General features: G+C 72.4%; 17 protein-coding genes. 9 read left to right on the top strand and 8 right to left on the bottom strand.

Annotated features, from left to right (window positions below):
- Positions 1-106: 106 nt before the first annotated feature.
- Genes hisH through hisD form a run of 5 tightly spaced genes read right to left on the bottom strand, consistent with a single transcriptional unit; the run spans position 107 to position 3,870 of the window.
- On the bottom strand, positions 107-739 hold the full coding sequence (gene hisH, locus FED44_RS25695) for an imidazole glycerol phosphate synthase subunit HisH (protein WP_111697418.1): 633 nt from the start codon (positions 737-739) through the stop codon (positions 107-109).
- A complete protein-coding gene (locus FED44_RS36030) occupies positions 736-888 on the bottom strand; it encodes a hypothetical protein (protein ID WP_165900426.1) in 153 nt (50 codons plus the stop codon). The genes hisH and FED44_RS36030 overlap by 4 nt, the downstream gene beginning before the upstream one ends.
- A complete protein-coding gene (gene hisB / locus FED44_RS25690; RefSeq protein ID WP_111697417.1) occupies positions 888-1,493 on the bottom strand; it encodes an imidazoleglycerol-phosphate dehydratase HisB in 606 nt (201 codons plus the stop codon). The genes FED44_RS36030 and hisB overlap by 1 nt, the downstream gene beginning before the upstream one ends.
- Positions 1,490-2,566: a histidinol-phosphate transaminase gene (locus tag FED44_RS25685; protein WP_138462336.1), complete on the bottom strand. Its 1,077-nt coding sequence runs from the start codon at positions 2,564-2,566 to the stop codon at positions 1,490-1,492. The genes hisB and FED44_RS25685 overlap by 4 nt, the downstream gene beginning before the upstream one ends.
- Positions 2,563-3,870 carry a histidinol dehydrogenase gene (gene hisD / locus FED44_RS25680; protein WP_111697415.1) on the bottom strand — a complete coding sequence of 436 codons (1,308 nt, stop codon included), beginning with the start codon at positions 3,868-3,870 and terminating at the stop codon, positions 2,563-2,565. The genes FED44_RS25685 and hisD overlap by 4 nt, the downstream gene beginning before the upstream one ends.
- Positions 3,871-4,072: 202 nt before the next feature.
- Here hisD and FED44_RS25675 point away from each other — a divergent pair, with 202 nt between their 5' ends.
- The 5 genes from FED44_RS25675 to FED44_RS25655 all read left to right on the top strand — a co-directional run bounded on the left by FED44_RS25675 (position 4,073) and on the right by FED44_RS25655 (position 10,622).
- Positions 4,073-4,837 carry a DeoR/GlpR family DNA-binding transcription regulator gene (locus FED44_RS25675; protein ID WP_138462335.1) on the top strand — a complete coding sequence of 255 codons (765 nt, stop codon included), beginning with the start codon at positions 4,073-4,075 and terminating at the stop codon, positions 4,835-4,837.
- A 104-nt stretch (positions 4,838-4,941) separates the two neighbouring features.
- Positions 4,942-5,664 (top strand): maltokinase N-terminal cap-like domain-containing protein, encoded by a 723-nt coding sequence (locus tag FED44_RS25670; protein WP_138462334.1) that lies wholly within the window; start codon positions 4,942-4,944, stop codon positions 5,662-5,664.
- Between the two features lie 669 nt (positions 5,665-6,333).
- The gene (locus FED44_RS25665; RefSeq protein WP_138462333.1) at positions 6,334-8,271 is read left to right on the top strand and encodes an HNH endonuclease signature motif containing protein; all 1,938 of its coding nucleotides are present in this window, start codon (positions 6,334-6,336) and stop codon (positions 8,269-8,271) included.
- A gap of 342 nt (positions 8,272-8,613) precedes the next feature.
- The gene (ybaK, locus tag FED44_RS25660; protein ID WP_111697411.1) at positions 8,614-9,111 is read left to right on the top strand and encodes a Cys-tRNA(Pro) deacylase; all 498 of its coding nucleotides are present in this window, start codon (positions 8,614-8,616) and stop codon (positions 9,109-9,111) included.
- Between the two features lie 74 nt (positions 9,112-9,185).
- Complete coding sequence (locus tag FED44_RS25655) at positions 9,186-10,622, top strand: amidase (RefSeq protein ID WP_244302261.1); 1,437 nt, start codon at positions 9,186-9,188, stop codon at positions 10,620-10,622.
- A 78-nt stretch (positions 10,623-10,700) separates the two neighbouring features.
- Here FED44_RS25655 and FED44_RS25650 read toward each other — a convergent pair whose 3' ends face one another.
- The gene (locus FED44_RS25650; protein ID WP_138462332.1) at positions 10,701-11,669 is read right to left on the bottom strand and encodes an ArsR/SmtB family transcription factor; all 969 of its coding nucleotides are present in this window, start codon (positions 11,667-11,669) and stop codon (positions 10,701-10,703) included.
- Between the two features lie 267 nt (positions 11,670-11,936).
- Positions 11,937-12,425 (bottom strand): hypothetical protein, encoded by a 489-nt coding sequence (locus FED44_RS25645; RefSeq protein ID WP_133305853.1) that lies wholly within the window; start codon positions 12,423-12,425, stop codon positions 11,937-11,939.
- Between the two features lie 99 nt (positions 12,426-12,524).
- Between FED44_RS25645 and murA the strand changes: the two genes are divergently transcribed.
- The 4 genes from murA (at position 12,525) to FED44_RS25625 (ending at position 19,758) form a co-directional block, all read left to right on the top strand.
- Complete coding sequence (gene murA, locus FED44_RS25640; RefSeq protein ID WP_111697408.1) at positions 12,525-13,829, top strand: UDP-N-acetylglucosamine 1-carboxyvinyltransferase; 1,305 nt, start codon at positions 12,525-12,527, stop codon at positions 13,827-13,829.
- A gap of 52 nt (positions 13,830-13,881) precedes the next feature.
- A complete protein-coding gene (locus tag FED44_RS25635; protein WP_138462331.1) occupies positions 13,882-16,620 on the top strand; it encodes a transglycosylase domain-containing protein in 2,739 nt (912 codons plus the stop codon).
- A 119-nt stretch (positions 16,621-16,739) separates the two neighbouring features.
- Positions 16,740-17,216, top strand: coding sequence for a hypothetical protein (locus FED44_RS25630; RefSeq protein WP_138462330.1), 477 nt, complete (start codon positions 16,740-16,742; stop codon positions 17,214-17,216).
- Between the two features lie 4 nt (positions 17,217-17,220).
- The gene (locus FED44_RS25625; protein WP_138462329.1) at positions 17,221-19,758 is read left to right on the top strand and encodes a tetratricopeptide repeat protein; all 2,538 of its coding nucleotides are present in this window, start codon (positions 17,221-17,223) and stop codon (positions 19,756-19,758) included.
- A 232-nt stretch (positions 19,759-19,990) separates the two neighbouring features.
- Here FED44_RS25625 and FED44_RS38535 read toward each other — a convergent pair whose 3' ends face one another.
- Positions 19,991-21,091, bottom strand: coding sequence for a chorismate mutase (locus tag FED44_RS38535; RefSeq protein ID WP_138462328.1), 1,101 nt, complete (start codon positions 21,089-21,091; stop codon positions 19,991-19,993).
- Positions 21,092-21,323: the final 232 nt, after the last annotated feature.

Raw genomic sequence — 21,323 nt, 5'->3', positions numbered from 1 at the left:
CTGCCCGCGTTCCTGGGCGTGTTCCTCGCCGTGTTCTTCTCCGTGTCGCGCGCCGCCGCTCCCCAGTGTCGCACCGCCGTACCGGGTTTCCGCGGGCCGCGCACGCTCACAGCGTGTTGAGCCAGTTGGACAGCAGCCGGGCGCCCGCGTCCCCGGACTTCTCCGGGTGGAACTGGGTCGCCATGAGCGGCCCGTTCTCGACGGCGGCCACGAACGGCACGCCGTGCTCGGCCCAGGTGACCAGCGGTTCACGGAAGCCGTCGCCCGTCTGGAGCAGCCACTTCCGCACCCCGTAGGAGTGCACGAAGTAGAAGCGGGTCGCCTCGTCCAGCCCCTGGAACAGCGCGCTGCCCTCCGGGGCGGTCACGGTGTTCCAGCCCATGTGGGGCAGCACGGGCGCGTCGAGCCGCTCGACCGTGCCCGGCCACTCGCCGCAGCCCTCCGTGTGGACGCCGTGCTCGACGCCCTTGCCGAACAGGATCTGCATGCCGACGCAGATGCCGAGCACCGGCCGGCCACCGGACAGGCGGCGCCCCACGATCTGGTCGCCGCGCACGCTCTTCAGCCCCTCCATGCAGGCGGCGAACGCCCCGACGCCGGGGACGACGAGCCCGTCCGCCTCCAGGGCCTCGTCGAAGTCGGCGGTGACCGTCACGTCGGCGCCCACCCGGGCGAGCGCCCGCTCCGCGGACCGGAGGTTGCCCGACCCGTAGTCGAGCACCACCACACGCCTGCTCATTGCCACCACATCACTCCCGCGGTCAGTGCCAGGGCCGCGCCCACGCCGGCGATCGCCGCCAGCAGCTTGATCCCCTGCCGGATGCCGGAGACGACCCCGCCGATCAGGAAGAGCGCGATGAAGATCATGCCACCGGACGCGAAGGTCATCAGAGCACGCCCTTGGTGCTGGGCACCCCGGTCGCCCTCGGGTCCCGCTCCGACGCCTCCCGCAGCGCCCGCGCGAGCGCCTTGAACTGCGCCTCCACGATGTGGTGCGCGTTGCGCCCGTACGGCACGTGCACGTGGAGGCAGACCGCCGCCTGCGCGACGAACGACTCCAGGATGTGCCGGGTCATGGTCGTGTCGTAGTCGGGCCCGATCATCGGGGCCATGCTCTCGGGCTCGGTGTGGACGAGGTAAGGCCGGCCGGACAGGTCGACGGTGACCTGCGCGAGCGCCTCGTCCAGCGGGCAGGAGGCGCTGCCGAACCGCCGGATGCCCGACTTGTCGCCCAGGGCCTCGCGGAAGGCCGCGCCGAGCGCGATCGAGGTGTCCTCGATCGTGTGGTGCGCGTCGATGTGCAGGTCGCCCTCGGTCTTCACGGTGAGGTCGAACAGGCCGTGCTTGCCCAGCTGGGCGAGCATGTGGTCGTAGAACCCGACGCCGGTCGCCACGTCGACGATCCCGGTGCCGTCGAGGTCCACCTCGACCAGCACCGACGTCTCCTTCGTCGTACGCTCGACCCGGCCGCGGCGCGCGTCGATCTCGGTCATGCGAGGACCCCTTCCAGCGCGGCGCGGAACGCCGCCATCTCTTCCGGCGTGCCGACCGACACGCGCAGCCAGCCCGCGGGCCCGGTCTCCCGGATCAGCACCCCGCGCTCCAGCAGTCCCTCCCAGACGGACCGCCGATCGGGAAACCTGCCGAACAACACGAAGTTGGCGTCCGAGTCGGCGACCGTCAGGCCGCGACCCCGCAGCCAGTCCACCGCGGCGTCCCGCTCGGCGCGCAGCGCGTCCACCGTGCTCAGCAGCTCCTCGCGGTGCGCGAGCGCCACCCGGGCCGCCGCCTGGGTCAGCGTCGACAGGTGGTACGGCAGGCGGACCAGCAGCAGGGCGTCGACCACCGCCGGGTCGGCGGCGAGGTAGCCGAGCCGGGTGCCGGCCATCGCGAACGCCTTGGACATGGTCCGCGTCACGATCAGCCGGGGGTTGCCGGGCAGCAGCGTCAGCGCCGACGGCGTGCCGGTGCGGGCGAACTCGGCGTACGCCTCGTCCACGACGACCATGCCGGGCGCGGCGGCGAGGACCCGCTCGATCACCTCCAGCGGCAGGGACGTGCCGGTGGGGTTGTTCGGCGAGGTCAGGAACACCACGTCCGGGCGGTGCTCCTCGATCGCGGCCACGGCGGCGGCGGGGTCGAGCGCGAAGTCCTCCTCGCGCAGGCCCTCGATCCAGCGGGTGTTCGTGCCGCCCGCGATGATCGGGTGCATCGAGTAGGACGGCTCGAACCCGATGGCCGCGCGGCCGGGGCCGCCGAACGCCTGGAGGATCTGCTGGATGATCTCGTTGGACCCGTTGGCCGCCCACATCTGGCGTGCGGTCAGCCCGTGGCCGAGGTAGTCGGCGAGGTCCTTGCGCAGCTCGACGGCGTCCCTGTCGGGGTAGCGGTTGAGCGTGGCCGCGCCCTGCCGTACGGCCTGGGCGAGATCGTCGATCAGCGCGGCGGACGGCGGGTAGGGGTTCTCGTTGGTGTTGAGCTGGACCGGCACGTCGAGCTGCGGCGCGCCGTACGGGTGCTTGCCGCGCAGGTCGTCGCGGATCGGCAGGTCGTCGAGGGTCGTCATGCGGGCACTTCCCAGTCGAAGCGGGCGCGGACGGCGGCGCCGTGGGCGGGCAGGTCCTCGGCGTCGGCGAGCGCGCACACGTACGGCGCGGCCCCGGCCAGCGCCTCGCGGCTGTAGTCGACGACATGGATGCCGCGCAGGAACGTCTGCACCGACAGTCCCGAGGAGTGGCAGGCGCAGCCGCCGGTCGGCAGCACGTGGTTGGACCCGGCCATGTAGTCGCCGAGCGACACCGGCGCATACGGCCCGATGAAGATCGCGCCGGCGTTGCGCACGCGGGCGGCGACAGCGGCGGCGTCGGCGGTCTGGATCTCCAGGTGCTCGGCGGCGTAGGCGTCCACGACCTTCAGGCCGTCCTCGACGTCCGAGACGAGCACGATGCCCGACTGGCGGCCGGCCAGCGCCTCGGTGATGCGCTCGGAGTGGCGGGTCGCGGCGACCTGGCCGGGCAGCTCCTTCTCCACCGCGTCGGCCAGCTCGGGGCTGGTGGTGACCAGGACGGCCGCCGCGATCACGTCGTGCTCGGCCTGACTGATCAGGTCGGCGGCGACGTGCGCGGGGTCTGCGGTCTCGTCGGCGAGGATCGCGATCTCGGTGGGGCCGGCCTCGGAGTCGATGCCGATGCGGCCCTTGAGCAGGCGCTTGGCCGCCGCCACCCAGATGTTGCCCGGGCCGGTCACCATCGTGGCCGGGCGGCACTCCTCGGTGCCGTAGGCGAACATCGCCACGGCCTGGGCGCCGCCCACCGCGTACACCTCGTCGACGCCGAGCAGCGCGCAGGCGGCGAGGATCGTGGGGTGCGGCAGCCCGCCGAACTCCTTCTGCGCGGGCGAGGCCACGGCCAGCGAGGCGACCCCGGCCTCCTGGGCCGGGACGACGTTCATGACCACGCTGGACGGATAGACGGCCCGGCCGCCGGGGACGTACAGCCCCACGCGGTCGACCGGCACCCAGCGCTCGGTGACCGTGCCGCCCGGCACGACCTGCGTGGTCGTGTCGGTGCGCCGCTGGTCGCGATGGACCAGGCGGGCGCGGCGGATCGACTCCTCCAGCGCGGCGCGCACGGCCGGGTCCAGCTCCGCGAGCGCGCGGGTGATCGCCTCGGCGGGCACCCGGGCGGACTCGATGTCGACGCCGTCGAACCGCGCGGTCAGCTCCCGTACGGCCGCCGCGCCGCGATGGCGGACCTCCTCGCAGATGGGCCGCACCTTCTCCAGGGCGGCCTCGACGTCGAGTTCGGCTCGCGGCAGCACGTCGCGCAGGTCGCCGGGCAGGGACCCGCGCAGGTCGATACGGGAAATCACCGTCCCAGTCTACGGACGACCAGAGGCGCATCCGCGTGTGTCCAGCATTCGGGACGGGCGTTTCACCGCCACGCGCACCCCTTCCGAGCTGGGGCGTCGTGCCGGCCACCCGCGTTCGGGCCCGGCGGTTGACAGGTTTTCGGGCGCCGATCCACACTCTCGGGCGACATCGGTCATGTTCGGTCGGTCGAAAGAGGGTCTCGTGCTTCCCGCCCAGCGCCACCAGCGGATCATCGAAAGCCTCGGGCGGAAGGGGACCGTACGCACCGAGGACCTGGCCGCGCTGCTCGGCGTGTCCCACGAGACCGTACGGCGCGACCTGGCGGTCCTGGAGCGCCGCGCGCTGCTGGTCCGCGTGCACGGCGGGGCCACCTCGGCGGCGTCGGGCACCGGCGAGGAGCTGTCCTACCTGGAGCGCTCGACGAGCCAGTCCGAGGCGAAGGCCGTGATCGGCGGGCTCGCGGCGGGGCTGCTCCGGCCGAGACAGACGGTGATCATCGACGTGGGGACCACGGCGGTCCACGTCGCACGGGCCGTCCCCCCGTCCTTCCGCGGGGTGGTCGCCACCTGCTCGCTGCTGGTGGCGGCCGAGCTCGCCGGCCGTCCCGGCGTCGAGGTGCTCGTGGCCGGCGGGCGCGTCCGGCAGGGCGACCTGGCCGTCTCCAACGCCCGGACACTGGAGTTCTTCGAGGACCTGCGCGCCGACGTCGCCTTCCTCGGCTCGGGCGGGGTGGACGCGCACGCCGGGCTCACCGACTACTTCGTGGACGAGGTCGCGACCAAGCGCGTGATCCTCGCCCGCACCGCGCGGACCTACGTGCTCGCCGACACGGAGAAGCACGGCAGGGTCGCCGCCTACCGGGTGTGCGGCCTGGACGGCCCGTCCGGTCTCGTCACCGACGCGGAGCCCCCGCCCGCCCTCGCGTCCGCCCTGGCCAGGGCGGGTACGGAGGTGATCCACCCCTGAGCTCTCGCGTCACCGGCGCCTGTAAGATCCTGATCACCACCGGCTCGCGGCACCAGCGGCGGGGGACGGCATGGTGGCGAGATCGCGACGGAGGGCTTCGAGCTATGGCTGTCATCCACAAGACCACGCTGACACCCGGCAAGCTGGAGCTCCTCACCGCGTGGCTTCCCGCCCAACCCTGGTACGAAGGCGGGGAGCGCCGCCCGGAACTCGCCAGGGCCGGCGGCTTCCGGCTGGACGATCCGCAGGGTGAGGTCGGCATCGAGTTCATGGTCGTCACCGACGAGTCCGGTGACGAGCCGCTCTCCTACCTCGTGCCGCTCAGCTACCGGGGGGCGCCGCTCGACGGAGCGGACCACGCCCTCATCGGTACGACGGAGCACGGGGTGCTGGGGCCTCGGTGGGTCTACGACGGCGCCCATGACCCGGTCCTCGTCGCACAACTTCTGGCGCTCTTCCTGGGCGAGGCCGAGCCACAGGCCCAGAGCGTGAGCGACACCCCCGACCCCTCCGTCGTCAGCGGCTTCACGGGACCGGCGATCAGCGGCCCGATCACGTCGACGGCCGCGACCGACGGTCCGCGATGCACCGACATCGTCGTACGGGCGAGCTCGGTCGTACAGGCAGACTCGGTCGTACGGGCAGGCTCGGGGGAAGACCCGCAGCGGGACCAGGACGGACGGCTGGTGATCCGGGTGAACCGCGTGCTGCGGCCCGGCGAAGAGAACGCGACGGGGGCTCAGGGACACGTGACGGCGGGCTGGCGCCTCCCGGACGGCACCGAGACCCGGGCAGTGTTCGCCGTCATCCCAGACGCGGCGCCCTGACAGCGCAGATGCGGCGCACTGGCAGGCGCCCTGACAGCACTTAGCTGCGGCGGCCCTGGCGCGGCACCCGGACAGCGCTCAGAGGCGGCGGCCCGGCGCGGCACCCGGACAGCCCTCTGACGTGGTGCCCTGGCGCGGCACCTTGACAGCGCAGACGCGGCGGCCTGGTGCGACGCCCTGACAGCGCCCTGACGCGGCCCGCGGCCCAACCAGACTGAGCCCGCCGCACCCTCCCTGCGCCTGGGTCTGCACCGCCCGGCCGGACGGCACCGAGGCCTGACACGTTTGCGCCGCCACTCAGAACGCGGCGCCCGGCCGCAGCCCGCGCCCCGACCACACCGCCTCTGCCGCACCCCTCCCTGCGCCTGGGCCTGCACCGCCCGGACGGACGGCACCGAGGCCTACCCACCCCTATACGCCGCCTACGCCGCCGCGGCCCTGCCCATCCCACCCGCGCGGCTGCCATCGTGCGTTTCACCCTCTGGGGTGCCGCCACAGGCGCGCTCACAGCACGGGACAAAAATGGTCGAATTTGGAAAATATCACTGAAAATCCTTTTCATCGACGGTGACCTGTAACTCCAACAATTCAATGGTCGAGGCTGTTCTCGACAGCAGGAGGCATGGGAGAATTCATACAGGGTTTCGAATAAGAAGATGAGGAGGTGCCATGGGCCTGTTCGGCTTTGATCCTGGCGACCTTCATCGTTCGAATAAATGCGATGACACCGAACACGACGCGACCGGCGGCGGGACGGCCGGTCCTGGCGCTGACCACGAATACACCAGCAGCGCGCCCGGGGATAGCGGACCCAGCGACCGTGAATTTGATGGCGCTGGATCTGATGGCATTGGATCTGATGACACCAAGGCTTCGGCGGATGCCGACGCCGGTGGTCGTGCCAGCGGCCGGGGACGGTCGTCTTGGATGCTGGTGGCATCGTTGCGAGAGACGGCGCAGGCGTTGGCGTTGATGCCGGCGCCGGATGCGGCGGAGATTTGCATGGCCGAAGCCGAGGACCTGCTGTTCGCCCGCGACCGGATCACAAGTGCGCTGGCCGAGCGTGTCGGCCGCGTACATAGAACGGGAGAGGCCAAGCAGCATGGGCACGCCTCCACGCGCACCTGGTTGCGCACCGCCGGCGGAATGAGCACGCCCGGAGCGAGTCGTTTGCTGACTCTCAGCGAGGAGCTGCCCCGGCTGCCGGATGTGGCGCGGCGGTTCGCCGCAGGCGAGATGACGGCCGGGGTGGCGGAGGCCATCTGCGCCGCGACGGCCGGGCTGTCGGACGAGAATGCCGCGCTGGCCGAGCCGATTCTGGTGGAGCTGGCCAAAAAGGCGACCGCCGCAGAGGTATCCAAGGCGGGACGGTACCTGCGGGCGGTGCTGGATCCTGACGGGGAAGAACAGGATGAGCAAGCCGACTACCAGCGGCGTTTCATGACGGTACGTCCGACCAAGAACGGCGGAGTGGAAGGGCAGTTCTATCTTCCCCGCGAGGCGGCCGCGCGCCTGATGGCGTTGCTGCAGACATACGGCAAGCCCAGAGCCGAGGGCGATGACCGGCCGCGACGGGTACGCAACGCGGACGCCTTCATCGCGCTCCTCGGGCAGAAGGTCGCCGCCGAACTGCTTGTGATGGTCAGAGCCGAGTCCCTTCCCACCGATGGCCCCGTGCCCGCCGAGGGCTCTGTTCCTGCCGAGAGCCCTGTTCCCGCCGAGAGCCCTGTTCCCGGCGAGGAGCCGGTCCGCGCGAAGAAGGCCGAATCTGGCTGCTCCCGGAACAGCGGCCCGGAGAGTTCCGCTACGGCCGACGACGGTCTTGCTGACCGGGTTTCGGGTGACAGCCCCCAATCCGACCCCGTTCATGACGCCTGCCGCCCCTGCCCTCGCGGGCCCTCTGGTGGGCCCTCTGGTGAGCGCGCAGATGAGCATGGAGATGAGCACGGCAACTCGCGGCGCGCAGGCGAAGCAGCCACGGGGACGCCGCCCGGAGCTGTGCCAGGGCCGGAGCCGGAGCCGGAGCAGTCGAAAGAAACTCCCGGAGCGTCCCACTGCGTAGGAGAGACACCAGGCGAGCCGGGAGAAACACCAGGCGGACCTGGCGAGATACCAGGCGAACCGAAGGGACCACCGAACGAACCGGAGGGAGGGCCCGGCACACCGGCGGCTCTGGCATGGGCGCTGCTCGGAACCGCGCCCGGGTTGTTGCTGGCGACCGGGCAGATGCTCCCCGTTTCCAGCGTGCACCGTCTGGCTCGTACTAGCACCCTGGTCCGGATCGTCATGGACGCCGACGGGCAGGTGCTCGACATGGGGCGGAAGGTCCGCCTTGCCACAACCGCACAGCGCCGGGCGGTCTTCGCCCGATACGCCACCTGCTGGGTGGACGGCTGCCCGCTGCCCGCCACGATGTGCGAGATCGACCACGCCGACAACTGGAGCAGCGGAGGGTTGACCGACCTGAAGCTGCTGGGACCGGCCTGCCAGTTCCACAATCGTGACCGCTATCGCCGTCCCGGCCGCTACCTGCGGCGGAAGGTCGGCGAAGACCGCTGGGGCTTCACCCACCTTGGCCGCTTCGCCTCCTTCCGGCAACGCGAGTGAGCCCGCTGGTACGGCCACCCCTGGCCAACCCATGCCCTGCCCCGACCGGCGCCAGGGAATACCGGCGCGGGCAAGTTCGGCACGGACAGCCGGGGATGGGCAGGCGGGGCAACGGCCAGAGGGGCACGGGCAGACGGGGCACGGACAAGCACTGCGCGCGGGGTCGGCACAGGCGGGATCGGCACAGGCGGGATCGGCATAGGCGGGGCGGCAGGCAGTCGGGGCGGGCGACCGCGGGGACGAGGGACAGCGGGGACGAGGGACAGCGGGGACGAGGGACAGCGGGGACGAGGGACAGCGGGGACGAGGGACAGCGGGAGCGACGCCGTTAGGCTTGCGGTCGTGAGCAAGACCAAGAGCAAGGGCGGCCAGAGCACTCCGGCGACGGTCGCTCTCACGCAGGCGAAGGCGGAATTCACCCTCCACCCCTATGACCACGACCCGAATGCGCAGGCGTACGGCGAGGAGGCGGCCGACGCGCTCGGAGTGCCGTACGAGCGGATCTTCAAGACGCTGGTGGCGGAGACCGAGGCGGGTCTGGCGGTCGCGGTCGTGCCGGTGGCGGGCAAGCTCGACCTCAAGGCGTTCGCGGCGGCGCTCAAGGGCAAGCGGGCGGCCATGGCCGACGCGGCCAAGGTCGAGCGGATCACCGGCTACGTCGTCGGGGGCATCAGCCCGCTCGGCCAGCGCAAGCGGCTGCCGACCGTGGTGGACGAGTCGGCGCTCGGCTTCGAGACCGTCTACTTCTCCGCGGGGCGGCGTGGCCTGCAGATCGAGACCGCGCCGGAGAACCTCGTCCGGCTCGCGCAGGCGGTGACCGCCCCCATCGCCAGGGTGTGAACCTGTCGACTGTTGCCATCGCCGGTACGGCTCGCGCCCGTCAACACTGGCGATAGCCGAGGAACGGGGGAAATGTGAGCGAACACGGCGGACATGCCAGCCACCACGACGGGCCGGCGGACCTGACGGCGACGGAGATGGCCGCGCTGCTTCGGGCGCGGGAGGTCAGCGCCGTCGAGCTGACGCAGGCGTGCCTGCGGCGGATCGAGGAGACGAATCCGCAGGTCAATGCCATCGTGACATTAACCGCTGAGCGGGCGCTCGACCAGGCCGCACGGGCCGACGAGGATCTCGCACGCGGTCTGGTGCGCGGCCCACTGCACGGCATCCCGGTCGCGCACAAGGACCTCGCCGACACCGCGGGCGTGCGGACCACGTACGGCTCGCGGGCGTTCGCCGATCACGTTCCCGTCGAGGACGATCCGCTGGTGCGGCGCATCCGCGAGGCGGGCGGGATCGCGCTCGGCAAGACGAACACCCCCGAGTTCGGCACCGGGTCGCACACGGTCAACGAGGTCTTCGGCGCGACCCGCAACCCCTACGACCTGTCGAAGAGCGCGGGCGGCAGCAGCGGCGGGGCCGCGGCGGCGCTGGCCTGCCGGATGGTGCCGCTCGCCGACGGTTCGGACATGGGCGGCTCGCTGCGCAACCCCGCGTCGTTCTGCAACGTGGCGGGGCTGCGGCCGACTCCCGGCCGGGTGCCGTCGAAGTCGCCCACGGCGGCCTGGTTCACGCTGAGCGTCGCGGGACCGATGGCCCGCACAGCAGGCGACCTGGCACTGTTCATGTCGGCCATCGCCGGGTTCGACCCGGTCTCGCCGCTTTCGATTCGTGAGGACGGGTCAGCCTTCACGGAACCTCTGGACATGGACCTCACGTCCGTCCGAGTGGCCTTCAGTCCAGATCTGGGGGGCCTGCCGGTCGACCCGCGTACCGCGGCGGTGACGGCGCGGGCGGTGGAGGCGCTGACCCGCCTCGGCGTGAAGGTCGAACAGGTGGACCTGGACCTGTCCGACGCGGAGGAGGCGTTCCGCGTCTACCGGTCGTGGCACTACGCGCTCGCCTTCGGCGACTTCCCTGAGGTGGGCCCCAACGTGGCGTGGAACGTGGAGCAGGGGCGGAAGGTCACCGGAGCCGACCTCGGGCGGGCCGAGCGCCTGCGCACCCGGCTCTGGCACCGCATGCGGCGCTTCTTCGGACGGTACGACTTCCTGGTGGCGCCCGTGAGCCAGGTGCCGCCCTTCCCGATCGGGCAGCCGTACGTCACGGAGGTGGCCGGGGTGGAGATGCCCGACTATCTGGCCTGGATGCGCTCCTGCTACTGGATCAGCGTGCTGCACGCGCCAGCGATGTCGGTGCCCTGTGGTTTCACGTCCGACGGGCTCCCCGTCGGCCTGCAGATCGTCGGCCGGCCGTGGGCCGACATGGACGTCCTGCGCCTCGGGCACGCGTTCGAGCAGGCGACCGGCTTCTGGCGGACCGCTCCCCGGCTGCCCGAGCCGACAGGGTGACCGCCGAACAGGTGACGCGGTAAACAGGTGACGCGGTAAACAGGTGACGCAGCGCGTGGGAGATCCGGCCGGTGCGGCTCAGCCGGCGGCCGCGTCGCCCCGCAGGAGGGCCGCACCCAACGGGGTCAGCGCGTGCAGGACGGCTCCGCCGGACCGGGTCGTGGCGACCAGCCCGGCGTTGCGCAGGACCGTGGCGTGCTGGCTGGCGGAGGCGAGCGACACCCCCACCCGCTCCGCCAGGGCGGTCGTCGTCGCCGGATCGCGCAGCGCGGCCAGGATCGCCGCCCGGGTACGCCCGAGCAGCGGGCCGAGGGCATCGGCGAAGCCGGCCCTGTAGTCCTGGCACAGCGGGTAGACCAGCACGGTGGGCTGGTCGGGACGCCAGGTCAGCAGGACCTTCGGCGCGAAGTACGAGGGGACCAGCAGCAGCCCGCGGCCGCACAGCGGGATGTGATAGTCGAGCGGCGAGGGAATCTCCAGCACGGGAGGCTGCCAGTGCCACCCGGGGCTGATCGTGGCGAGCAACGCGTCGATGCCGCCGCGAAGCAGGGTCTCGGCGCGCAGGGAGCGGTCGGCGGTGACACCGGCCTGGACCAGCGGCCACATGGGAGCCAGCGACGAGCCGAAGTAGTTGTGCAGGTCGGCGGCGAGCGTCCGCCGTGCCGCGGCGTCCCCGGAGGCCAGCTCCCGCAGCCAGCGGCTCGGCCGCGGAGACGCGGGCAGCTCGCTGAGGTCGGCGGCGAGCAGGTTCGCCGGCACCTGGCCGACGAGTTCGACGCCGGTGGCGAAGTCACGCGCCTCCGGCTGGAGCAGGAAATCCGGGAGGAAGCCGTCGGGCGGGACCACCTCCAGGAGCACCCCCGCCCGCGCCGCCAGGCTGCCGTTCACCACGTGGCGCAGCCGCCGCAAGCCGGGGCTCGACCGTGTCCCGGCTCCGGGCCCGGTACGCAACCGGCGCACGCTGAGGGCCGTTTCCAGCACCGCGTCAGGAGCGGCGGCCACGGTGATCTGGCGCAGGTCGGCGTCGGTGAACTCCAGTTTCAGCATGACACTGATCACGATACTGCCGTTGAATCCGCCGGTTGCGAGCCTCTGCCGCCCGGCCCCTTTCAGGCAGGCCTGAAACCGGTTGTCGTGCCGGTCCGGCGCACGACAGGCTTGTGCCGGAGGGCGGTCGCGACCCCCTGACTCCGGTCCGGCACGGGTAACGGAGGCACCCGTGCCGGACCGGCTCCTCACCGCACGAAAGACCGAGCGAAAGAGCGGGGCGAAAGAGCAGGTCCGCCGGTGTGGAGCCGTCCGGCGCCGCTACCGTCAGGCTTCGCGCTGACGGTAGCTCACGGCGAACTCGACGACCCAGAAGACCGCGGTGGACAGCAGGGGCCAGGCGAACAGCACGCCGTACGCCGTGACTCCCAGGGACGTCGTGGTGGTGAAGCCGCCGGGTCCCGCCGCCTGGACGGTTCCCTTCGCGGACGTGCCGACCATCAGGGCGACGTACCCGGCGAGCAGGCCGCCGGCGGCAAGCCCGACGAGCACCTCGACCGGCGGGTGACGGCGCGACAGCACGTACCCCGCGATGCCGGAGGCCAGGCCGAACGCGCCGGTGACCACGGCGAACCATCCGTCGGCCTCGATGAGCGACTGCGTCTCGGGGTCGAGGGGCTGCCGTGTCCCCTCGATGAGCACATAGCGCGTGCCGGGGGCGAGCACCGACCACACGTACCCCGCGACGACACCCAGGAGGGCCAGCACCAGGACGGTCACCACGACTGTCGCCAGATTGCCCCTCACATGCCGCACCGTCCCGATAGTACTCACATAGCGATCGAATTCGGTCCCGTACTCTTGCAGCACCGAGTGCGGGGGACGCACGGCACGGTGTGGGGCCAAGGAGGCCGAGTGAGCGAAGAGGTATGGCAGATCGACCCGTCGGGCCCGCTGCGGGGCGACGTGGAGGTCCGGGGATCGAAGAACGCGGTCTCCAAGCACATGGTGGCGGCGATGCTCGGGACCGGTCCGAGCACCCTGCAGAACGCGCCGGAGGTCGGCGAGGTGGGGCTGACCGCCGCAATGCTCGAAGCCCTCGGCATCCATGTGGACATCACCCCCGGTGAGATCACCATCGAGCGGGGCAGCGACATACGGCCGCGGGTGCCGGAGGAGTACACCGGCCTCAACCGCATCCCGATCCTGATGCTCGGCCCGCTGCTGCACCTGGCGGGCGAGGCGTTCGTGCCGCTCGTCGGCGGCGACCCGATCGGCAGGCGGCCGGTGAACTTCCACGTCGAGGCGCTGCGGTCGATGGGCGCGGAGATCGAGGTCGGCGACAACGGCATCTCGGCCAAGGCGGCGCGGCTGCGCGGCAGCCGCATCTCGCTCCCCTATCCCAGTGTGGGCGCGACCGAGACGATCCTCATGACCGCCGTCCTCGCCGAGGGCAAGACCGTCATCAAGGGCGCGGCCATGGAGCCGGAGGTGGTCGAACTCGCGCTGTTCCTCCAGCGCATGGGCGCGATGATCGAGCTCAGCCCCGATCGGCGCATCGTCATCGAGGGCGTCGAGCGCCTGCACGGCGCCTCCACCTGGCTGGCCGGCGACCGCATCGAGGCGTTCTCGTACCTCGTGGCGGGGCTGGTGACGGGCGGCGAGGTGCGGGTGCACGGCTGTCACCAGGACCGGCTGGTCACGGCCATCACGACGCTCGCCCGGATGGGCGCGCGGTTCGAGATAACCGACGACTGGCTGTGCGCCTCCGCCCCGGACGGCCTGCGCGCGGCGGCGGTGCAGACCGACACCCATCCCGGTTTCATGACGGACTGGCAGACCCCGCTCATGGTGCTGTTCACCCGCGCCGAGGGCATGTCGGTGCTGCACGAGACGGTCTTCGAGAACCGGTTGGTGTACGTGCCCGCGCTGCAGAAGATGGGGTGCGAGATCGAGGTGTTCGCCCAGTGCCTCGGCGGACCGGCCTGCCGCTACCACGACACCAACGCCAAGCACTCGGCGGTCGTGCGGGGCATCTCCAGCCTGCGCGGGGCCGACGTCACGCTCCCCGACATCCGCGCCGGGTTCTCCGCGGTGCTGGCCGCCGCCGTCGCCGAGGGCACCTCGACCCTGCGCGGCGTCAACCACATCGAACGCGGATACCACAGGCCGTTCGAACAGTTCACCTCCCTCGGGTTGAAGATCAACAGGCTGACGTAAAGCTTTCCGCCTCCCGGGTTTGGGAAAACGCCGGAGGTCGCACTGATATCCCGTGACCTCTCGTCTCCTCGGCCACGTCAGTCTCGGCCGCGCCGTCCTCTCGCTGAGCCTGTGCGGCGCGGCCGGGGGCGGACTGGTCGCCGGGCTGGTCATGCCCTTCGTGGGCGGGGCCGGTCTGGCGGCCAAGCGTGCCGCGTCCGCGTTCACCGAGCTGCCCGCGCCGCTGCGCGAGGAGCCGCTGCCCGAGATGACGCGGCTGCTCGACCGCGACGGCCGGCAGATCGCGCAGTTCTACTACCAGAACCGGCAGTCGGTGCCGCTGAGCATGGTCGCCCCGGTCATGCGGCAGGCCATCGTGGCCATCGAGGACTCCCGGTTCTACGAGCACGGCGGTCTGGACCTCAAGGGCACGTTGCGGGCCCTCGTCACCAACACCCAGGCGGGCGGCATCCGGCAGGGCGGCTCGTCCATCAGCCAGCAGCTCGTCAAGAACATCATGCTCAACCAGGCCGAGACGGAGCAGGAGCGGGCGCAGGCCCTCGTACGCACCTTCCGCCGCAAACTGGACGAGCTGCGGTACGCGCTGGCGCTGGAACGCAAGTACACCAAGGACCAGATCCTGGAGCGCTACCTCAACATCGCGTACTTCGGCGCGGGCGCCTTCGGGGTCCAGGCGGCGGCCCGGCGGTTCTTCGGGGTCGACGCCGCCGACCTCACGCTGACGCAGGCGGCGACGCTGGCCGGCGCCGTGCGCACGCCGTACGACACGGACCCCTCCCTGGGCGACGACCACAGAGACCGGCTGCGCGCCCGGCGCGACCTCGTCCTGAGCCGGATGGCCGAGCTCGGGCTGGTCGGCCGGGACCGGGCCCGCGACGCGGCGGCCACGCCGCTGGCGCTGCACCTGCGTCCCGAGCCCGGCGGCTGCGCGGGCAGCGCCTACCCCTTCTTCTGCGTGTACGTCGAGCGGGAGGTGCTGACGAACCCGGCGTTCGGCTACACCAGGGCCGACCGGGAACGGCGCCTCCAGCGGGGCGGCCTCACGATCTGGACGACCATCGACCCGGCCGCGCAGCGGGCCGCGGGCCGGGCCGTCGCCGCGCGGGTCAGCCCACGCGACAACCAGGTGGCGTCGGAGACGATGATCGAGCCGGGCACCGGGCGCATCCGCGCCATGGCGGTGAGCAAGCGGTACGGGCGCAACCCGCACGACCGCGACCTCGGGCGAAACACCACCTACAACCTCGCGGCCGACGTCGCGCACGGCGGCGGGCTCGGCCTCCAGGCGGGTTCGACGTTCAAGGTGTTCACGCTGGCCACCGCGCTGAAGCAGGGGATGCGGTTCGGTGACGGCTTCACCATCCCCGGCTCGTACGTGCCGTCGTACGGCTACCGCGACTGCTCGGGCAGGGCGGTGAACGACCCCCGCACGGTCATCCACAACGCCGGCGGTGAGGGCGGCGGCGGGCCGTACAGCCTGGAGATGGGCACCTGGCAGTCGGTCAACATCTTCTACATGCGGCTGGAGCGCGAGGTGGGGCTGTGCGACGTGGTCACGACAGCCCGATCGCTCGGCATCCGGCGGGCGGACGGCACGCCGCTCCGCGAGGTGCCGACCTTCACGCTGGGCGCCAACGAGATGGACCCCACGACCGTGGCGGCGGCCTACGCGGCGCTGGCCGCCCGTGGCCTCTACTGCAGGCCGATGGCCATCGCGGCGGTCGTGGAGCACGACGGCACCCGGACCGAGGTGCCACCCGCCTGCGTGACCGCGCTGGAGCCGGCCGTCGCCGACGCGGTGAGCCACGTGCTCACGGGAGTGTTCAGCAAGGGCACGATGCGCGGCCAGTCCATCGGCCGCCCGGCCGCGGGCAAGACGGGCACGAACAACGGCTACACCTCGGCCTGGTTCGCGGGTTACACGCCCGGCCTGGCCGCCGCCGTCAGCGTCGGCGACATCCGCGGCTCCTACCGCTACCCGCTCACCGGCGTCACCATCGGCGGCCGGTACTACGGCGCTGTGCAGGGCGCCTCGCTGCCCGGCCCGATCTGGGTGGACTCCATGCGCGCCGCCCTGCGGGGCACCCCGGCGTACGACTTCACCCCGCCGGACATGTCCCGGTTCGGCGGCGGCTTCACGCCGGGTCTGAAGGAGGCGCTGGAGAAGCAACGCAAGAAGCAGAAGGAGAAGAAGAAGCGGGAGGCCGAACACCGGCGGCACGACGGCGCGGCCTCCCAAGCGGGGGGTACGGCCTCAGGCGGCGCGGGGAGCCGGGCCACCCCCGCGCCGGTGAACGGCGGCCACCCTCTCGCGGCCGGACCCGGAAGGCTCCCCTTCGCCGCCGGAGGCGGCCGGATTCCCTTCGCCGCCGGAGGCGGCCGGATTCCCTTCGCCGCCGGAGGCGGCCGGATTCCCTTGGCCGCGGGAGGCGGCCGGGCCGTCCCTGCCGTCACCACGATGCGCTTTCCCACGGCCGGCCACGATTTCTCCCACACCTTCGCCCGGGTCTTCGGCCCTGACGTCGCCCGGACCTTCGCCCGCGTTCTGGGCCACAACCCGCCGGTCGCCTCCGCGGCCCGTATGCCCGGCCGCACGCCCGGCCGCACGGGTGCGCGCGGCGCACCAGCGGCCACCGGCAGGACGAGTGGCAGTGCGGAAGCCAGGACGGGAGCCAGGCGGGACGGCAGGAGCGACGGCAGGAGGGACGGCAGAGCGCGGGGCAGGACGAGTGGCAGGGCGAGCCGCGCCCACGCCACTTCTCCGCGAAGCGTCCGGCGAAGCAGGCACTGAAGCGCTCAGCGGCATCCCTGAAGCACGCACGAAGCAACCACCACAACAGCCACCACAGCAGGCGGCGGAAAGCCGACGAGTCATCGACCCGAACGCTCCGGCCCGACGATGATGGAAGCATGCGCGGACGTGTTCTCACATGGGCCGGCGGGATCGCCGCGCTCGGCGCCGGTACGGCACTCGCCGTGTACCTCTCCTCGGTCGGCCTGGACAACGCTGACAAACTCGCGAGCGTGCTCGGGCTCTTCGTCGGTCTCGTCAGCCTGGCCGTCGGAGTCTGGGGGCTGCTGCTGACCCACCGGGAACATGCGCGCACCCCGGCGAGCGGCACGGGCGCTCCGGGGAACGACGCCGCGAACAGAGCCGCCGCCGCAACCGGGACCCGCACCGGGACCGGCACTGGAACCGGCACTGGAACCGGCACTGGGACCGGCACTGGGACCGGCGCCGAGACAGGCACAGTGAGCAGCGGAGTTCACAACGAGATCAGTGGCGGCACGTTCCACGGCCCGGTCGTCCAGGGGCACACCGTCACCGGACCGGCCGCGTCCGGTCCGGGCCCGGCCGCTCCCCGCGAGCGCGAGCGGAAGGACTGAACGCGTGGCGGTCACCCGCAACACGATCAGCGGCGGCCTTTTCCTCAACACGGTGGTCCAGGGCCACACCATCACGGTTCAGCTTCCGCCAGAGGTGACCCCGGCGCTGTCCGGCGCGCCCTTGCCGACACAGGGGTTCACGGGCAGGGACACCGAGCTGGCCGCGCTACTCGACGTGCTCGGTCCGCCCGAGGGCCCCAACCCCGGGGACGTCAGTACCGGGGACGTCAGTACCGGGCACGCGGGTTCCGGAGAGGGCGCTGCCGGTACGGGTGACGAGCCGCTCCGCCCTCGTATCGCCCTCGTAACGGGCCTCGGCGGCGCCGGCAAGACCGAGCTCGCCCTGCAGGCCGCACACATCGCGCGAGAGCGCGGCTGGTTTCCCGGCGGCGTGCTGTTCACCGACCTCCACGGCTACAGGGACCCCTACGACCACGACCACAGCGCCAACCACGGCCACAGCGCCGACCACGACGCCGACCACGGCGACCAGTGCGGGGCGCGGCCGGGCCGGGTGCTTGGAGGGCTGCTGCGGGCGCTGGGCCTGGATACCGGACGCATCCCTCCGGACATCCAGGACCGGGCCCGGCTGTTCGCGACGGTGCTGGACGCGTACGCCGGGGAGGGCCGCCCGATCCTGCTGGTCCTCGACAACGCCTCCTCGGCCGAGCAGGTGCGGCCGCTGCTGCCCGGCACCGGAAAGGTGTTGGTGACCTCCCGGCACACGCTGGACGTGGGGGCGCGGGTCCTCGACCTCGGCATGCTCGAGCCCGGCGCGGCCGTGGATCTCCTGGCCCGGCGGCTCCGCCTGGCCCGGGGCGACGCCGACACCCGGGTCGCCCGCGAGCCCGCCGAGGCGGCGGACGTCGCCCGTCTGTGCGCCGGGCTTCCGCTGGCTCTGCGCATCGTCGCCGCGTTGCTCACCGCCGACCCGGCCCGTCCTCTGCACGCGATGGCGGAGGACCTGAAGGAGGAGGCCACCCGGCTCGACGAGCTCACGTACGAGGACCGTGCGGTGCGCGCCGCCTTCGAGCTGTCCTACCGCCGGCTCGGCGCGGAGGAGGCCCGGGTGTTCCGGCTGATGACCGCCTGCCCCGGCCCCGACTTGTCCACCGAGACGGCCGCCGTCGCCGCTGGCCTCGACGAGAGACCGGCCCGCCGCCTGCTGGAGTCCCTGCACCGCGCGCATCTCGTCGAGCGCGGCGACGCGTACGGCCGGTGGCGCATGCACGACCTCGTCCGCCTGTACGCCGGGGAGCGGGCACGCGACCGGTCCGGGCCCGACCGGCGGGACGAGGCGTTCGACCGGCTCCTGGGCCATTACTGCGCGCGGGCACCCGCCGCCGTGGCGTGGCTGACCCAGCCGGAGGAGCGTGCCCGGCAGAATTCGTCGTTCGCCTCGCGGGAGGAGGCGGTGGCGTGGCTGGACGCCGAGGCGCGGGTTCTCGTCGCGGCCGTCACCGCCGCCGCCGGGCGCGGCGACTGGAAGCGGTCGCACGCGCTCGCGGTGACCCTTCCCGCCTACTTCGAGTTTCGCCGGCTCACGGACGAGTGGCTCGCCATGGCGCCGGTCGCCCTGGACGCGGCCGGACGGCTGGGGCCACGCGCCGTGCTCGCGGTCGAGGCGGACCTGGGCAACGCCTGTCGCCTCACGGGGCGCTACGAGGACTCGGTCGCGCACCTGAAAACGGCCCTCGACCTGGCCACCGACGAGCGGGCCCGAGGTCGGATCCTGCACAACCTCGGGCTGACGTACCTGCGGATGGGGTTACTGGTGAAGGCAGAGAACTGCCATCGCCGCGACCTGCGTATCTGCACCCTTGCGGGCGACCTGCGCGGCAGGGCGCACGCGGCCGTCGCACTGGGCGACACGCTGCGCGCGAGGCGGCGTCACGCGGAGGCGGCGAAGGTGCTGACCGAGGCCGTCACGCTGCTCCAGATTCTCGGCACGCGCGGACTGGGCCATCCCGCCGTCCTCATGCACGCGCGGACCAACCTCGCGCTCACCTACCTCGCGGGCCGTCCGAGGAGCACGCCGACGTACATCCTGTGGCAGTTGTGCGCCGCCCTGGCCACCGCCCGCGAACTCGACGACCGTCCGGCGCAGGCCGTCATCTTCCTGAACCTCAGCACGGCGTACGCGAACAGGTGCGTGGTCTGCCACGGGCCGTCGGCCGTCGAGTGGGGCCGGCGGGCGGTCGCGCTCGCCGGGGAACTCGGCGACACCGAAACGCGGGCCAGGGCGCTGTCGGCGCTCGGCCGTGCCGCCGGGGGTGAGGAGGGCAGGCAGAGCATGGCCGAGGCGCTGGCCCTCTTCGAGAAGCTCGGCGCCAAGCGGGAGCTCCAGGCCGCACGGCGTGTGCTCGCCGACGTCGCACTTCCGCCGCCGGACGAACATGCCTGCACTGCCTGCATGGAGGGCGAGGCCGACGTCCTGGTGCGCGACTGGCTGGACGACCTCCCCCACGCCGTGCTGCGCGGCGACGACGGACGACTCGACGAGTTTCTCATCCCCGGCTGCAACGTCGGCCGCCCCGGCTGAGCCCCTGGCCGGTTCCCCGGCCGCGCTCTCGGCTGAGGCGGCCACAGGGCGAGACAGACCGGGCCGGGCACGTGCGGGGCGTACGTGTAGTGAGGGCTGCGGCAAGAGGCGCTGTGCACGCCTCGCTGCCGAGGATCGGCTTCACCCCCTGGGACGGGGCCGCCGTCACCGACCGCGTAGCGGACCCGGGCGCGAGCAGCCGGACCCGGGCGCAGCAGTGGGGCCCGGGCGCTCAGCCACGGTCCCGGTCCCGCTCCTCTTCGGCGGCGTGCAGGCCCGCCTCGATCACCGCGTTCATGATCGGTGCGAGCCGCCGTACGCCGAGGCGGGGGGCGCGCCGCGCCATGCCCGCGACCAGGCGGCGCTCGCGCTCCATGTCCCGTCCCCGGAAGCCGCCGACGGGCTTGAGCCGCTGGATCCGCGCGGCCAGCAGGGCCCGTCGTTCGAGGAGGACGGCGAGAGCCGCGTCCACCCGGTCGATCTCTCCCCGGGCCTCGGTCAGGGTCCGCGGGGACTGCGGCCGGACGAGGGCCGCCAGGAGGGTCACCGCCTCGCCGACCGCCTCGCACGCTTCGGGCGGTGCGGCGGGGTCGAGCAGCAGACCGTCCGCCCCCGCCGCGACGGCCGCACCCGCGAGGCCGCCGTCGCGGCCCAGCGCGGCGAGCACCGGCCGCCCCGTCCGCTCCCGCGCGGCGCGCATGAGCGCGAGGTCGGGCGCTGAGTGGGGGGCTGAATCGGGAGCCGGGCCGGGAGCACGGTCGAGAGTGGCGGGGGTGGGGGTGGGCGCGAGATCGGACGGCGAGAGGTGGGACGCGACCGCCGGTTCCGTGCGGCCGCCGCCCTCGCAGAACACGATCGCCTCGTTGCCCTCGGCCGCGCAGTGGTCGGCGGCGGCCAGCCATTCCTCCAGCGTCACCGCACGCCCCCGCTGGTCGACGCCCCGCTGGATGATCACGGGCAGCCCGAGCCGGGCTGCGGCGCGGACGAGGCCGGGTTCGCGTGCCCAGGCCGGTCCGAGCACCACCGCGTCGGCGTGCCGGGCCATGGCGGGCAGGTCGGCGGCCGAGGAGGGCTCCACCAGCAGCGGCCCGGCCCATCGCGCCCTCGCCTCACCAACCGCCCTCTCGGTCATCTCCCCTGCCATCTCCGCAGGCGCCTCCGCGACCGCCTTGCCGGCGGGCCGGATGGATCGGGCCTCCGGTGAGTAACCGGCGGAGGGCAGACGCAGCCACCGGGCGTCCTCCCCGCCGATCACCACCACGGGGAGCCCGGGACCGATCACCAGGTCGCCGATCCGTACGGCGTCGCGGTCGAGCTGGGCTGCCTTCGACATGCGGGCTCCTCGCAGGCCGGGAAATTCTGATCAGAAAAGCTCTGGCCAGGTGGTTCTGACAACGAAAAAGGCAGAGACGCTGGCGTCCCTGCCTCAAGCCGGCTCCGGATGGTCGCTAGCTCACGATCGCGACCGGCCCTCCCGGAACCGGCCTCGTAAACGAGCTGTACCTACCCATATCTAGGACCTTAGCAGCGAGGAACCACGACTCGAACCGATTTGTCTCGGATCT

It is taken from the genome of Microbispora triticiradicis (assembly GCF_005864065.1).
GTDB classification, from domain to species: Bacteria; Actinomycetota; Actinomycetes; order Streptosporangiales; family Streptosporangiaceae; genus Microbispora; species Microbispora triticiradicis.
Note: the sequence above shows the minus strand (reverse complement) of the source record. Positions and strands in the feature narration are given on the sequence as shown.